This is a genomic window from Zoogloea ramigera (assembly GCF_006539865.1).
Classification (GTDB): Bacteria; Pseudomonadota; Gammaproteobacteria; order Burkholderiales; family Rhodocyclaceae; genus Zoogloea; species Zoogloea ramigera.
In genome coordinates this window covers 41,097-55,076 of the sequence record NZ_BJNV01000007.1, presented here as the reverse complement: position 1 = coordinate 55,076, position 13,980 = coordinate 41,097, and the positions used below count along the sequence as shown (strand labels likewise).

11 protein-coding genes are annotated in these 13,980 nt (G+C 65.4%); 6 read left to right on the top strand and 5 right to left on the bottom strand.

Going from position 1 to position 13,980, the window contains the following annotated elements:
- Window positions 1–270: 270 nt before the first annotated feature.
- From fadD to fdxA, 3 genes are all read right to left on the bottom strand, one after another.
- Window positions 271–1,947, bottom strand: a complete 1,677-nt coding sequence (gene fadD, locus ZRA01_RS02930; protein ID WP_141349263.1) for a long-chain-fatty-acid--CoA ligase FadD — start codon at window positions 1,945–1,947, stop codon at window positions 271–273.
- Window positions 1,948–2,179: 232 nt separating this feature from the next.
- Complete coding sequence (locus ZRA01_RS02925; RefSeq protein WP_141349262.1) at window positions 2,180–2,629, bottom strand: CBS domain-containing protein; 450 nt, start codon at window positions 2,627–2,629, stop codon at window positions 2,180–2,182.
- A 373-nt stretch (window positions 2,630–3,002) separates the two neighbouring features.
- Complete coding sequence (gene fdxA, locus ZRA01_RS02920) at window positions 3,003–3,326, bottom strand: ferredoxin FdxA (protein WP_141349261.1); 324 nt, start codon at window positions 3,324–3,326, stop codon at window positions 3,003–3,005.
- 346 nt (window positions 3,327–3,672) lie between these two features.
- On the opposite strand from fdxA, the gene trxA reads away from it, so the two are divergent.
- From trxA to ZRA01_RS02890, 6 genes are all read left to right on the top strand, one after another.
- Window positions 3,673–3,999, top strand: coding sequence for a thioredoxin TrxA (trxA, locus tag ZRA01_RS02915; protein WP_141349260.1), 327 nt, complete (start codon window positions 3,673–3,675; stop codon window positions 3,997–3,999).
- Between the two features lie 217 nt (window positions 4,000–4,216).
- Entirely contained in the window at window positions 4,217–5,476 is a 1,260-nt protein-coding gene (rho, locus tag ZRA01_RS02910; RefSeq protein ID WP_141349259.1) for a transcription termination factor Rho, read from the top strand.
- A gap of 528 nt (window positions 5,477–6,004) precedes the next feature.
- Window positions 6,005–6,877, top strand: a complete 873-nt coding sequence (locus ZRA01_RS02905; protein ID WP_141349258.1) for a bactofilin family protein — start codon at window positions 6,005–6,007, stop codon at window positions 6,875–6,877.
- Window positions 6,878–6,880: 3 nt separating this feature from the next.
- The gene (locus ZRA01_RS02900; RefSeq protein ID WP_246093261.1) at window positions 6,881–7,546 is read left to right on the top strand and encodes a hypothetical protein; all 666 of its coding nucleotides are present in this window, start codon (window positions 6,881–6,883) and stop codon (window positions 7,544–7,546) included.
- A gap of 176 nt (window positions 7,547–7,722) precedes the next feature.
- A complete protein-coding gene (locus ZRA01_RS02895; RefSeq protein ID WP_141349257.1) occupies window positions 7,723–9,297 on the top strand; it encodes a peptide chain release factor 3 in 1,575 nt (524 codons plus the stop codon).
- A gap of 120 nt (window positions 9,298–9,417) precedes the next feature.
- Window positions 9,418–10,026, top strand: coding sequence for a hypothetical protein (locus ZRA01_RS02890; protein WP_170182893.1), 609 nt, complete (start codon window positions 9,418–9,420; stop codon window positions 10,024–10,026).
- A gap of 80 nt (window positions 10,027–10,106) precedes the next feature.
- Here ZRA01_RS02890 and ZRA01_RS02885 read toward each other — a convergent pair whose 3' ends face one another.
- Together ZRA01_RS02885 and ZRA01_RS02880 are read right to left on the bottom strand one after the other, a co-directional pair.
- A complete protein-coding gene (locus tag ZRA01_RS02885; protein WP_281279831.1) occupies window positions 10,107–10,559 on the bottom strand; it encodes a type IV pilin protein in 453 nt (150 codons plus the stop codon).
- A 31-nt stretch (window positions 10,560–10,590) separates the two neighbouring features.
- The gene (locus tag ZRA01_RS02880) at window positions 10,591–13,968 is read right to left on the bottom strand and encodes a pilus assembly protein (protein ID WP_141349254.1); all 3,378 of its coding nucleotides are present in this window, start codon (window positions 13,966–13,968) and stop codon (window positions 10,591–10,593) included.
- Window positions 13,969–13,980 lie beyond the last annotated feature (12 nt).

Genomic DNA, 13,980 nt, shown 5'->3' with positions numbered 1-13,980 from the left:
CGCAATAAAATGACAAAACCCCCGCCGGTTGCGCGCCGGCGGGGGTCTGAAATCTCTGATCTACTGCCAGCAACCCTTACGACGCGCGAGCACCTACGCTTACTACGCGTACAACTACGACGTCGAGCGGAAGGATTGCGGCGTGAAGGTTCATGTGTTCGGCTGGGTCATGTATAAGACAGCTCCAGGATTATTAGCACAAAACCGTTTAAACACAAGCAGTTTTTGCATCGCAGCAGCCCGCGCCGGGGCGAGCCGGCACGAGGCGTTTCAGGCAGCCGGGGGGGCGTCACGCAGCACGCGGCGCAGGATCTTGCCCACGTTGCTCTTGGGCAGCTCGTCGCGGAACTCGACGAACCTGGGCACCTTGTAGCCCGTCAGCGCCCCCCGGCAATGGGCGATCAGCGCCTCGGCGGTGAGGCTGGGGTCTTTGCGGACCACGAAGATCTTGACCGCCTCGCCCGAGTGCTCGTCGGGCACCCCGAGCGCAGCCACCTCGAGCACGCCCGGGTGCGACGCCACCACGTCCTCGACTTCATTGGGATAAACATTGAAGCCGGACACCAGGATCATGTCCTTCTTGCGGTCGACGATACGCACGAAGCCGGCCTCGTCGATGATGGCCACATCGCCGGTGCGCAGGTAGCCGTCATGGGTGAAGGCGCGGACGGTGTCCTCGGGGCGCTGGTAATAGCCCTTCATCACCTGGGGGCCTTTGACACATAGCTCGCCGGGCATGCCGAGCGGCACCTCGTAGCCGTCGTCGTCGCGCAGGCTGATGTCGGTGGACGAAATCGGCAGGCCGATCGAGTGGTTGAACTCGGGCAGATCCAGCGGGTTGATGCACACCGCCGGCGAGGTTTCGGTCAGCCCGTAGGCCTCGGCCAGGGTCTTGCCGGTGAGCTTCTTCCAGCGCTCGGCCACGGCCTGCTGCACCGCCATCCCGCCCCCGAGGGAGACTTTCAGCGTCGAAAAATCCAGCTTCTCGAAATCCGGGTTGTGGAGCAGCGCGTTGAAGAGCGTGTTCACGCCGGTGATCACCGTGAACGGATACTTGCCCATCTCGGCCACGAAGCCGGGGATGTCCCGGGGGTTGGTGATCAACAGATTGCTGGCACCGATCTTGAAGAAAGTCAGGCAGTTCGCGGTCAGCGAAAAGATGTGATAGAGCGGCAAGGCGGTGACGATCAGCTCCTCGCCCTCCTTCACGTAGGGGCTGATCCACGCATGAGCCTGCTGCAGGTTGGCGATGATGTTGCCGTGGGTCAGCATGGCGCCCTTCGCGACGCCGGTGGTGCCGCCCGTATATTGCAGGTAGGCGAGGTCGTCGTGGGTGATCGGGACCGGCTTCAGCGGATGGGCCGCGCCCTGGCGCAGCGCCTCGCGAAACGTCACCGCCTGGGGCAGGCTCCAGGGCGGCACCATCTTCTTGACGTGGCGGACGACGAAGTTCACCAGCAGCGATTTCGGGAAGCCCAGCATGTCGCCGAGCCCGGTCACCACCACATGGCGCAGGGACGTCACCTGGCTGGCGACTTCCTGGAGGGTGTGGGCAAAGTTCTCGACGATGACGATCGCCTCGCAACCAGCATCGCACAGCTGGTGCTCGAGCTCGCGGGCGGTGTAGAGCGGGTTGACATTGACCACCGTGTAGCCGGCACGCAGCACCCCGAACATGGCGATCGGGTACTGCAGGCAGTTGGGCATCATCAGCGCGACGCGGGCACCCGGGGCGAGCTTCAGCTCACCCTGCAGATAAGCGGCAAACTGCCCGGACAGCACCTCCAGCTCGCGGTAGCTGATGGTCTTGCCCATGTTGATGTAAGCCGTGTGCTCGGCATACTTGCGAACACCCTTGTCGAAGAGATCGGCGAGCGAGGAGAACTCGCCCACGTCGATTTCGGCGGGCACGCCAGGGGGATAGCTTTTCAGCCAGATCTTGTTCATTGCGTCTCCTTTATCGTTGGTGATGAGTCCATGACGACCCGCCGGGCGCTGCAGTGCAGCAACCCGCCGGAATCGGGGACCCGCCCTCCCCAGGCGGCCCGGCGCCCTGCGGCACCAGCTTCCAACGTATTCGACCGGCGCTTGTTGCGCCTTGTTCTCAGGCCGCCCGCCCCCTGCGCGGAGCGGCCTGTTTGCTACCTTTGAATCGATCCGGGCCGAAGCCCGGCGGCGCTCAGACCGCGTCTTCCTCGGCCGGCCAGTTGCGGATGTAATTCTTGAGCATGCGGTTCTCGAAGCTCTGCTCTTCGAGCACTGCCCGGGCCACGTCGTGGAAGGACACCACGCCCATCAGGGTCGTGTCGTCCATCACCGGCAGGTAGCGCTGGTGGTTCTCGACCATCAGGCGGCGGAGCTCGTCCATCTGCATGTTGACGCCGGCCGCCACGGGATCCTTGAGCATGGCCTCTGCCACCGGCAGTGCCTGCCAGTCGGCGCCGGCCTTCTGGGTGGCGACGAGCACTTCGCGGAAGGTCAGGAGGCCGACCATGCGACCCTTGTCGAAAACCACCAGGGAACCGACGTCCTGCTCCGTCATGACCGCCACGGCCTCGGAGAGGGTCCGGTTGGACGAGACCGTGAACAGCACCTTGCCCTTGATCGCCAGAATTTCACTAACCAGCATTTTGGAGTCCTTTGGGTGGCGTCGAGCGCCCGAAACAATATCAGCAACCATGTTATTCGATTGCCAGCGTGGCGAGAAGCGGCCGGAGATAGGGATTTACCCCAGTCTGCACGGTTCTCCACTGACAGGCGGCAAGGCACGACACACCGGCCGCCCCGACCACCGGGTCTCGACCGCCTCCCGGTGGCGCTCGCAATGCGGGTGGCCGTCGGCCGGCAGACGCCCGGGCACGACCAAGCCGGCCGACGACGGGCCGCAGGGGCGGGTGCTGCCGCGCACAGATGGCCGGCGCAAAAAAATCGCCCCCGGGCGGGGGGCGATCAAGGTCGGCGGCTCGGTTGGCCGTGGCGACGGGCCGTGGCCCGCTGCGGGCTCAGCGCTCGAGGAACTTCAGCTTGTCCTTCACACCACGCCAGTCGTCGGCGTCGGCCGGCGGGTCCTTGCGCTCGACGATGGGCTTCCAGTTGGCGGACAGCTCGGCGTTGAGGGCGATGAAGGCCTCCTGGCCGGCGGGCACGTCATCTTCGGCGAAGATCGCCTCGGCCGGGCATTCGGCCACGCAGAGAGTGCAGTCGATGCACTCTTCCGGGTCGATCACCAGGAAGTTCGGCCCCTCGCGGAAGCAATCCACCGGGCACACATCGACGCAGTCGGTGTATTTGCAGCGAATGCAGTTTTCGGTGACGACATAGGTCATGGGGCGCTCCTGTCTGTGGGGGCGGCCGGGCGGGAAGCCGGCCGCGGGGTGGAATCCGGGATGAAACACACTACCGTATGTAGCAGATGTGGCGCCGAATATACCGCATCCGCCCGGCGTCGACGCCGCCACAGTGCCCGCTTGGCAGCGCCCGGCGACTGTGCCCGGGCTACCACAGATCGTGATGCGTGGCGAGCTTGCGGCAAGAAAAGCGCTTTTCTTGCCGGAGAATATTCGATAGCATCCAGACATCCGTATCTCGTTGCACGGGCTGCCTTCTTTCCGGCCCCTCCGGAAGCCCCTCTCCCCGACAACAAATCCAAATACTCCCTGACCGCGAGGAATCATGAGCGAACATATCCATTACGTCACCGATGCGAACTTCGAAGCAGAGGTTCTGCAGTCCTCGAGCCCCGTGCTGGTCGATTACTGGGCCGAGTGGTGCGGTCCCTGCAAGATGATCGCGCCGATCCTCGACGAAGTGGCCAAGGACTACAACGGCAAGCTCAAGGTGGCCAAGCTCAACATCGATGAAAACCAGGAGACCCCGGCCAAGTACGGCATCCGTGGCATCCCGACCCTGATGCTGTTCAAGGGCGGCAACATCGAAGCCACCAAGGTCGGCGCCCTGTCCAAGTCGCAACTGGCGGCCTTCATCGACAGCCACCTGTAACACCCGGCGGGCCGGCTTCACGGCCGGCCGCCCGCAAGCCCCGCAACCCATACCTCCCTGCCGCAGCGCCAGCCCGGCCCCACGCCGGGCGGCGAGTCAGGGTAAAACCCATACAGTCCGAGCACTTTTGCTGCTGTATCCGCTGTAGCGAATCCGCGCCAGCCCCAGACACCCTTCCCCACCGCACTCTTCCCTTCTTCCCCCACGCCTGCCTGCCATGCAACTTTCGGAGCTCAAGTCTCTCCACGTCGGCCAATTGCTCGAAATGGCCATTGCCAACGAAATCGAAGGCGCCAACCGCCTGCGCAAGCAGGAACTGGTCTTTGCGCTACTCAAGAACCGCGCCAAGAAAGGTGAGCCGATCTTCGGCGATGGCGTCATGGAGGTGTTGCCCGACGGCTTCGGCTTCCTGCGCGCACCCGACACCTCCTACCTGGCAGGCACCGACGACATCTATGTGTCGCCGAGCCAGATCCGCCGCTTCAACCTGCACACCGGCGACACGGTCGAGGGCGAGATCCGCACCCCCAAAGAGGGTGAGCGCTACTTTGCGCTGGTGAAGGTGGACAAGGTCAACCTCGAACCGCCCGAGGCCGCCAAGCACAAGATCCTCTTCGAGAACCTCACGCCGCTGCACCCCAACCAGTGCCTCAAGCTCGAGCGTGACATCCGCGGCGAGGAGAACATCACCTCCCGCGTGATCGACATGATCTCGCCGATCGGCAAGGGCCAGCGCGGCCTGCTGGTGGCGCCGCCGAAGAGCGGCAAGACCGTGATGCTGCAGCACATCGCCCACTCGATCACCTCCAACCACCCCGACGTGGTGGTGATCGTGCTGCTGATCGACGAGCGCCCCGAAGAAGTCACCGAAATGCAGCGCTCGGTGAAGGGCGAGGTCGTCGCCTCCACCTTCGACGAGCCCGCCATCCGCCACGTTCAGGTGGCCGAGATGGTCATCGAGAAGGCCAAGCGCCTGGTCGAGCACAAGAAGGACGTGGTGATCCTGCTCGACTCGCTGACCCGCCTGGCCCGCGCCTACAACACCGTGATCCCGGCCTCCGGCAAGGTGCTCACCGGCGGTGTCGACGCCAACGCCCTGCAGAAGCCCAAGCGCTTCTTCGGCGCGGCGCGCAACATTGAGGAAGGCGGCTCGCTCACCATCATCGCCACCGCCCTCATCGACACCGGCAGCCGCATGGACGACGTGATCTACGAGGAGTTCAAGGGCACCGGCAACATGGAGATCCACCTGGATCGCCGGATGGCCGAGAAGCGCGTTTACCCCGCCATCAACGTCAACCGCTCGGGCACCCGCCGCGAGGAGCTGCTGCTCAAGTCGGACGTGCTGCAAAAGGTGTGGGTGCTGCGCAAGCTGCTCTACGGCATGGACGACATCGATGCGATGGAGTTTCTGCTCGACAAGATCAAGGCAACGAAGAGCAACGGAGAGTTCTTCGACGCCATGCGCCGCGGCTGATAAAGCCCGCGCATCACGAGGGGCGGCTGAGGGCCGCCCTTTGTCGTTCACGGCCCCGGCGCTCACCCGGGGGCCTGCGCCTGGCCTATAATCGGGTTCCCTCTCCATCGGGTCTGCCCGTGATGCCTTCCATGCACTTCGACGCTTACGCCTGCGCGTTTCACGACGCGGGCCGTCGGGTGCCCGGCAGACTGCAGACTCCGTCAGGCCACCTCGGTATCGGGCTGGCGCTGGCCTTCAAGGTTACAGGGTCCCCGGCCGTGCTTTCCCAGGCCGTGCGGGGCCGGAACCGGGACTGATCCCAGGCCACCCCGCACGGCACCTTGCCCAGGGCACAGCTTTCTGTGCCTTGTTCAACGTGCAGCCAGAGCGGGAAGCCAGGCGCCCTCCTTTTCGCACCCACGGCCGTGACAGCGGCCATGCCCCGGGCCTTTCCGGGCCGCGAAAAACCCTTCCTGTGCAACGCCCCCGCCCGGGCTGCTGAGTGCCGCGCCATGCGCGGCAGCCCGTTTGCCGAGGGGTGATGTAATGGTTCTCACAAGAAGTTTCGTCCGGGCCAAGCGCCCGTGCACCGATGGATTCCGCTGGTTCGTCCGCCAGTTCGACGAAGGCGGCAATTACCAGGAGCTGCTCGACACGATGGTCGCAGCCGGCCGGGTCGGCGACGCATGCTGGCTGCTCGAACAGTTCGGGCCGACCGGCGAAGTACGGGTCGTCGATGAAATCGAGGCGGACGCGCTCGTGTTCACAGGCACGCTGCAGGTGCGAGGCAACGTGGACGTCGAAGGCAAGCTGCACGTCGGCGGCGATCTGCGGGTAGAGGGCGGCCTGCGCACCAGCGGCGACCTGATCGTCGGGGGAAACCTGCGGGTCGAAGGCCAGGTGCGGGCTGGCGGCCGCGTGGCGGTCGATGGTGACCTGCGGGCCGGCTGGGGCGTGGAGTCGGCCGGCGACCTGCGCTGCGGCGGAGAGCTGCGCGCCGGCTGGAACCTCCACTGCGCCGGCCGACTGCGCCTGGAGGGCAGCGCCTTCGTCGGCATCGACCTCTGCAGCGAGGGCGACCTACGCTGTGCCAAGGGGCTGCACGTGGGCGGCGACCTCACGGCCCAGGCCCAGTTGCGGGTGGCCCAGGGCATCGCCGCCGGCGGTTCGATCCACGGCGCCATGCACCTGGAGGCCGGGTGGGGGATCAAGGCGGGCGGGGTCATCCATGCGGACGGGGCCATCCGGGCGGGCGAGAGCCTGTGGGCCGGCGAAGGCATCCGCGCCGGACAGGGCTATGGCGTGTTCGCCGGGCTCGACGTACAGGTTGAAGCCTGGGAAAGCAGTGCCCGCGTCAGCGCACCGGAAAAGCCCGAAGGCCTGATGAGCGGCTGGTGGGCCGGCCCCGGTGTGGTTTGAGCCATGGCCACCCTACCCCTTCCGCCCCTACCGCACGGCCTGTCCGGCCTCTTCAAGGGCCTGTGCCCGCGGATGGAATTGCGCATTGACGTGCAGCGCCCCGATGAGACCATCGAAAGCGAGCTCGACACCCTCCACCGACGCCTCCACACCGCAGCCGACCCGCTGGGCGCCTGCACCACGCTGCCCAGCCAATCCCCCGGGCTGGTGTGGCGCCACCGGGAGGCCGACGGCGAGCACTACGTCTATGTCGAGGACACCGTCCGCTGCTGCCTCGCCGGCTACACCGTGTTCAACCGCCTGATCGAAGTCGACCGCCGCACCGACCCCCATGTGCGGGCCCCGCATTCCAGGTACGCGCCAGCCTACCAGCGGCGCGGCATCGCCACGGCGGTGTACGAATGGGGCCTGCAGCAAGGCTTCTGCCTGGTCAGCGGTGCGCGCCAGTCCGCCGGCGCCCACGCCCTGTGGCTCGCCCTGGGGCGCCGTTTCCGGCTCGGCTACGTCGCGCTGCGCAAGCGGCGCATGCACTATCTGGGCGCAGAGCCGGCCGCCGCCCTGCGCGACGACCTGAACACCCGCCTGCTCCTGCTCGGCCCGGGCTGGAGCCTGGACCGCCTGCAGGCCCTGGGGCTGCTGCAGCGCCCCGGGCTGGCCGCCGCCCCGTGAGCTCGCGCGACGCTTGAGAGGGCAACGCCGCGCAGCGGGGCAAGCCTCGACGGCCGCCTTGGCTCAGCCCCGACTCGAGAGCGGGCCCCCACCACGCCTGGCCGGGCTGTCGGCGGGCTGCGGCGAGGCTGCAAGGCCTTGTATAATCGCGGCCTTTCCCGCTTTCCGCTCCGCCCATGACCGCCGCCGTCCAGCAAATCGCCCGCCGTCGCACCTTTGCGATCATCTCCCACCCCGACGCGGGCAAGACCACGCTGACCGAAAAGCTGCTGTGGTTCGGCGGCGCGATTCAGGTGGCCGGCGAGATCCGCGCCCGCAAGGCCGCCCGCCACGCCACCTCCGACTGGATGGAGCTCGAGAAGCAGCGCGGCATCTCGGTGACCTCGTCGGTGATGCAGTTCCCGTACCGCGACTGCGTCATCAACCTGCTCGACACCCCGGGCCACGAAGACTTCTCCGAGGACACCTACCGCACCCTCACCGCCGTCGACTCGGCGGTGATGGTGATCGACTCGGTGAACGGCGTCGAAGCCCAGACCATCAAGCTGCTCAACGTCTGCCGCCTGCGCGCCACACCCATCGTCACCTTCATCAACAAGCTCGACCGCGAGGGCCGCGAGCCCATCGAGCTGCTCGACGAGATCGAGTCGGTGCTGGGCATCCAGTGCGCCCCGATGACCTGGCCGATCGGCATGGGCAAGCGCTTCCGCGGCGTGTATCACCTCTACACCGACACCATCCAGTTCTTCGACCCCCAGGCCGAAAAAGGCACCTCGGAGATCATCCAGGGCCTCGACAACCCGCGCCTGGACGAAGCCATCGGCGAACAGGCCGATGAGCTGCGGATGGACATCGAGCTCGTCCGCGGCGCCTCCCACACCTTCAACCGCGAAGCCTACCTTGAGGGCAAGCAGTGCCCGGTGTTCTTCGGGTCGGCGGTGAACAACTTCGGCGTGCAGAGCCTGCTCGATGCGGTGGTCGAGCTCTCCCCCGCCCCCTTGCCCCGCCCGGCCAAGAGCCGCACGGTCGAACCCATCGAGCCCAAGTTCTCCGGCTTCGTGTTCAAGATCCAGGCCAACATGGACCCGAAGCACCGCGACCGCATCGCCTTCATCCGTGTGTGCGCCGGCCGCTTCGAGCGCGGTGGCAAGCTCAAGCAAGTTAGCACCGGCAAGAGCCTCGCCATCAACAACGCCATCACCTTCATGGCGCAGGACCGCAACACCACCGACGAAGCCTGGGCCGGCGACATCATCGGCATCCCCAACCACGGCACGATCCACCTGGGCGACACCTTCACCGAAGGCGAAGACCTGCAATACACCGGCATCCCGAGCTTCGCGCCGGAGCACTTCCGCCGCGCCCAGATCAAGAACCCGCTCAAGATGAAGCAGCTGCAGAAGGGCCTTGAGCAGCTCGCCCAGGAGGGCGCAACCCAGCTCTTCCGCCCCACCACCACCAACGAGCTCATCCTCGGCGCCGTCGGCACCCTGCAGTTCGACGTGGTGGCCCACCGGCTGGAGTTTGAATACGGCGTGGACGTGATGTTCGAATCCTGCAGCTACGTCACCGCCCGCTGGCTGCGCGGCAGCGACGCCGACCTCAAGGCCCTCGCCGACAAATCCCCCGCCAACATGGCCTTCGACGGCAACGGCGACTACGTGTACCTGGCGCCCAACCGGGTCAACCTGCAGATGGCCCAGGAGCGCTTCCCGGGCATCAGGTTCCTGGAGACGCGGGAGATCTACTGAGTAAGTGGGCGCGGGCCGATCGACGGACCTCATTGCGAAACCGTGGTCCGTGCAGATCCTCCATCCGGATCTCGCGCCGGGATACGATGGCGAACGGGCTTTGAGAAAACGACAGCCGACATGCCAGAGGTCATCCGATACTTGATGGCGCCGCTGCTTCTGGCGGCGGCTGCATGCCAGGCCGTCGATTACCCCTCTTTCTGGCCGCCGGTATCGGATGGCAAACCCGGTGCGGCCTGCCCCGACCTGGATGGGGCCTACAAGAACACCGGCGATCTCATGCTGGGTGAAAACGACTCGAAGAGCATGTCCTCCAGCCATCTGGGCATGGAGCTGCTTTCATTCGGCAAACTGATGAGCGAAGGCATCGACCCCAAGTGGGCCGACCAAGTCGTGCTTCAGATGACCAGGCGCTCGGACCTCGAAGTCAGCCTGCTTGAAAAGGGCAAGCTGATCTATCGAACAGTTCTGAAGAAGGGCGAGTCCTTCAGTTGCACGCCCAAGTATCTACGGATGGATTTGAGCTCCAGCGGGTCGAGCCACATCCGGGTGGCCACCCGCTTCGCCCACAATGAGATCGGCAAAGCCTCGGACGGGTCACTCATCATTCGATACGAGGCCAAGGAATATGGCCTGTTCGCCTTCCTTCTTCCTTACCGGGAGAGCCGCTTGTGGTGGTACCGCTTTGAACCCGCCCCGGCTCCCACCGACATTCCATCAAGCCGGTAAACCACTCGAGCGATATCAACCAACATATCGGGGGCAACTCCTCCCAAAAAGTGGGCAATCCCGTTCGTGGCCTGCAGCGCTCACCAGCAGCTAGCCACCGCCGCCGTGCCCGACACCGCCTTCGTCCCGTTCTGGCTGAGGCTCAAGGTGCCGCACTGGGTGTCGGAGCTGGCCTGGGCGCCCTGGGGCGTTGCCCGGAGGACGAAGCTGTTGGCGTTCACGCTGCCGATCGAGATCACGTAGCGGCCGCTCATGTCCTGGATGCACGACGTGGTGGGCAGGCTGACCGCTGCGCCGCCGGTGGTCTGGTCGTAGCGCAGGTTGGTGGTGTAGAAGCGCTCCATGAACTGGCTGGCCTCCTGAAGGCAGGCGGTGGCCTGGCCGCGCCGGCTCTTGACGACATGGCTGGTGTAGTTGGGATAGGCGATCATCGTGAGGATGCCGACGATGACGACCGCGATCATCAGCTCGATGAGCGTCATGCCCCCTTGCCGCCGGAGCGGCCGCTGTGGGGACGGTGGTGTGTTGCGCACGGTGGTCTCCTTCGCTCGGGCTCGAGCGTGCTTACTCGGTGACGATCTCGCGCCACGAGATGCGCCCGCTGAGCGCACGCAGGTTGAGGTTGGGCAGCGCCTTGCAGGCGCCGGTGGTGTCGCAGCTCTGGGCGGTGGATTGGTCACCGCTGATCTTCTTGACGTTGATCTCACCGATCATCCCGGTGGTGCGGATCGAGCCGGCCGGGAGCAGCCGGCCGCCTTCGAGCTTCTTGTCGGCGTCGGTGAAGAGCTTGTCGTTGTTGATGTCGAAGAAGGGCTTGGTGAGGCTGGCGCCGCTGAAGGCGTCCACCGCATTCACGAAGCCGCTGCCCCCCGAGGCGCACACGTCTGAGCTCGGGACGATGCTGCTCACGTACAGCACGCCCGCCGAGTACTGGCTGCGCGAGACGATCCGCTCGCCGCTCGCCACGCTGGCGGGGGTGAGGTCTGCGTACCAGCCCTTCTTGCCGACCATGTCGTTGGCGCTGGCGACCGAGAAGGTCCGCGTGAGGTAGCTGCCCTGGGCCGAGGCGGCGCTGAGGGTACGCTGGGTGAGCGAGGCGCGGGAGCTGATCACGGTGCCATCGTCGATCAGGCCGTACCAGCTCTGGACCGCGGTGCTGGAGACGTCGGAGTTCGACAGGTAGCGACCGGTTCCGCCAAAGATCCAGCGCTTGTTGGTCTTGGGGTCGATGGCGATGGAGAGGCCGCCGGTGATCGGCTGGACGTTGTTGCTGGCATCCTTGGCGACGAACATCGAGGTGGCGGTCCAGGCGGAGCTGGCACCGGTCAGGTCGAACTTCCAGAAGTTACCCAGGAGGTCGCCCGCATAGGCCAGGTCGAGCTTGCCGTCGCCGTTCTGGTCGAAACCCACCGGCGTCGCCAGCCCGTTGCTGCTGGTCGAAGACCCCACCCCGGTGGCGATCTTCTTGATGAGCGCGCCAGTGTTGAGGTTGATGACGAACAGGAAGGCCTTCTCGGTACTGCTGTTGTAGCCGTTACCGATCAGCACCGCCCAGTCGCCGGTGTTCAGCTTGACGATGACCGGCTTGCCGAGGGCCTGGCCCAGATCGGTGTCGGTGAACTCCCACATCACGTTGTTGGTGCCGAAGCTCGCCGGGTTGGTGACATCGAGGGCATACACCGTCTTGCCGCCGCGGCCGAGGGAGCCGACGAGGATGTTCTTGCCGGTGGCAGCCAGGTCGGACACCGCGATCTCGCCGTCGTTGATGAACTTGTGCGAATAGGTCGGGCTGGAGAAGGCTTTCAGGTCGGCAAAATTGACCCCACCCGGGATGTAGGCAAACACTTCGGCGCCGGTGGCGGCATTGAACGCGTGGAGCATGCCGTCGTTGGCCGGCGCAAAAACGGTATTCGAGGCCTTCACATACACCGGCGCGGGGTTGGCGATGTCGCCCAGCAGGGAGCTGCGGTTGCGCAGGGTGCCGCCGCTGGCCACCGACTTGCTGGTGACGCCGCGCACGAAATCGACCACGTCGCTGCTGCCGATCGCGGTCTGCTTGGCATTGCTGAGGTTGTTGTAAGTGAACGCGATGCCACCACCACCGTTGTCCTTCCAGGTGAAGATCTTGCGATCAGCCGCGGCCGGCAGTTGCGTGGATGCCTTCCAGACCGGGATCGGCGTGCCGTCGGCGGTGGTGTTCATGTTGCCCGTGGCGTTGTAGGCCACGGCCCACAGGTCACCGCCCCAGCTGCCGTCGTAGCGGGCAACGAACACCCGGCCGTCGGTCTCGACCGTGCTGGACGTGAGGGCGACGTTCCACGCGCCACCCGACTCGCCGATGGTGTTGAGAGCCGACACCAGGCCCTCGGCGAACTCGGTGGGATTCTTGGCGGCAACGAAAGTGCCGCGGCCGTTCACCGAGGCGTGCCAGAGGTCGTCGATCTTCTTGGCTTCGCCGGTGGCGGGGTCGGGCCAGACCTTGCTCCCGCTGGTCAGGGCGGCCAGATCGTTGGGTGTTTTGGGCGGCGGGGTGAGCGTGCCCTGGGGCCCCAGGGACAGGGTGAAGGTGCTCATGTTCTGCCAGAACGATGGGTTGGTGCTGGTGGTGCGGATGTTGTTGGTGAGATCGGTGCGCAGATCCCGCCTCCAGTAATACATCGCGATGTCGGCCAGGCTGCCGGTGTAGCTGTCCTGGTAGGGCCGGGACGGCACGTATTGATAACTCTGGGAGCCCGGCCCGGTGATCGTGGAGCCGGCGGTGTTGTCTTCATTGCCGAAGCTGAGGGGTACCGCCGGCTCGTTGTAGTAGCCGTCGGTGGTCAGGATGGTGAAGTTGCGGCGGCACGACAACTGCGGCGCCGGGCCGTAAGGCCCGCTGTCGTCGGTGCGGCTGAAGTAATCGCCGGCCCGGCTGAGGGACTCCTTGAGGGGCGTCCCCTGGGGCGGGATGGGCGCACCGAGCAGCGCATTGAACCAGTTCTGGCGGTTGGTGCCGTCGAAGGTGCCGGAGGTCGGGATGACGTTGCCGAGGCTCGCGGTGTTGATGGTACTGAAACCCACCCGATAATTGGTGCCGAGCTTGGCAAAGGCGATGCTGGCACCGGCCTTGGCGGCGTGGGCGCGGGAGCGGTAGTAGCTGAACCAGTTGGCGAAGTTCTGGGTTTCCTCCGCCACGGTGCGCGTCACCGAACCCCAGTTGAAGCTGCTCACGGCGCTCGGCGTGCCGCCGTTGAGGTCCGTCCTGTAGCCGGTCGCACCCTGGATCTGGTACTTGACGTAGCTGCTGGCGAGGGCCCGATCGCCCGTGCCCTTGTACATGTAGAAGGTGATCGGCCAGTAGGACTGGCAGGCGTAGGTGGAGCACAGGGAATAATCGCCCGGGGTGGTCCCCTTGATCCACAGGGTGCTGTTGACGTTGGTCTTCTCGGTAGTCAGGTTGAGGGTGCCCGCCCCCGTATTGGCGGGGTTGTAGTAGGCGGCCGTCGCCGAGGCGTTTCCGTAGGACGACCCGTCGTGCCTGACCCATGGGGTATAGGTGATCGTCGGATCATAGAAGATATTGTTGTTAGCCGATGAGCGCCGGAAAAAATTGTGGTAGCTCTGGTCGTCGAAGGCCGGGATGGCTGCCGAGTAATTGAGGCCGTTGTACTGGTTATTGGGGGGTGGAAAAAGATAAACGATAACGGGCCGACCCACAGGATAAAAGTACTTTGCATCAGAAAAGATGATCAGGTCCTCGGGCATCATCTCGAACTGCATGCTGCCCGAGTCGTCGAGCAGGAACAGGATGTTCGAGGGGATCGCCGCCGCTGACTGCAGCGGCGCCGTGGGGAGGTCGACGACGCCGTGGCCAGGCGAGCTCGCCAGTGCGAGGGCCACGGCCACCGGAAGCGTGGCCAGCTTCGATCGCTGGCCAGCCGAGCGACAAGACAGAGTTCTCATGACGGACTCCGA

What these genes read in the sequence shown, in the direction of transcription:
- ZRA01_RS02890 (WP_170182893.1), top strand. Translation starts at nt 9,418, where the DNA reads ATGCCAGAGGTCATCCGATACTTGATGGCGCCGCTGCTTCTGGCGGCG.
- trxA (WP_141349260.1), top strand. Translation starts at nt 3,673, where the DNA reads ATGAGCGAACATATCCATTACGTCACCGATGCGAACTTCGAAGCAGAG.
- ZRA01_RS02880 (WP_141349254.1), bottom strand. Translation starts at nt 13,968, where the DNA reads ATGAGAACTCTGTCTTGTCGCTCGGCTGGCCAGCGATCGAAGCTGGCC.
- rho (WP_141349259.1), top strand. Translation starts at nt 4,217, where the DNA reads ATGCAACTTTCGGAGCTCAAGTCTCTCCACGTCGGCCAATTGCTCGAA.
- fdxA (WP_141349261.1), bottom strand. Translation starts at nt 3,326, where the DNA reads ATGACCTATGTCGTCACCGAAAACTGCATTCGCTGCAAATACACCGAC.
- ZRA01_RS02895 (WP_141349257.1), top strand. Translation starts at nt 7,723, where the DNA reads ATGACCGCCGCCGTCCAGCAAATCGCCCGCCGTCGCACCTTTGCGATC.
- ZRA01_RS02925 (WP_141349262.1), bottom strand. Translation starts at nt 2,629, where the DNA reads ATGCTGGTTAGTGAAATTCTGGCGATCAAGGGCAAGGTGCTGTTCACG.
- ZRA01_RS02900 (WP_246093261.1), top strand. Translation starts at nt 6,881, where the DNA reads ATGGCCACCCTACCCCTTCCGCCCCTACCGCACGGCCTGTCCGGCCTC.
- ZRA01_RS02905 (WP_141349258.1), top strand. Translation starts at nt 6,005, where the DNA reads ATGGTTCTCACAAGAAGTTTCGTCCGGGCCAAGCGCCCGTGCACCGAT.
- fadD (WP_141349263.1), bottom strand. Translation starts at nt 1,947, where the DNA reads ATGAACAAGATCTGGCTGAAAAGCTATCCCCCTGGCGTGCCCGCCGAA.